The 390-nt window shown below is 33.8% G+C and carries 1 protein-coding gene; it reads right to left on the bottom strand.

Going from position 1 to position 390, the window contains the following annotated elements; translation table 11 throughout:
- Positions 1-378, bottom strand: a 378-nt coding sequence (gene ftsL, locus J7R10_RS09460; protein ID WP_208436542.1) for a cell division protein FtsL, incomplete at its 3' end; no start/stop codon positions are given.
- Positions 379-390: the final 12 nt, after the last annotated feature.

The following is a 390-nucleotide window of genomic DNA, read 5'->3' as shown; positions in this document are numbered from 1 at the left end:
ATTTACCTGAGAAGCACGATTATTCTCCAAAATATCCTTACTTTCTTCCAAGATATTTTGTTTAATGACTTCATCAATTTGATCATTGTCACTTACCGGAATATCCTCGAATTCTACAATTTGTCGCGGCTGTATAATCTCTAAACCAAGCTCTTTTTGATAACGTCTTGCAAGTTTTTGCATGCGTGAATGCTCTATCATCATAGCCCATTCAGCATGAAGCAAGTTTACCGTATTTTTTTCTGTAGCAATTTCATGTTCAAGACGACGAATTTCGTTCATCTGTTTTTGAACATCATATTTTACCTTATATGTATGACCTGCTATACAAATCATAATCATCATTAAAATCATATCAAATGTACGTACAACTGTCATTTCTTGCTGCCT

Origin of the sequence: Bartonella vinsonii subsp. berkhoffii ATCC 51672, assembly GCF_902825225.1 — a bacterium.
Taxonomy (GTDB): domain Bacteria; phylum Pseudomonadota; class Alphaproteobacteria; order Rhizobiales; family Rhizobiaceae; genus Bartonella; species Bartonella berkhoffii.
This window is presented reverse-complemented; position numbering and strand designations above follow the sequence as displayed.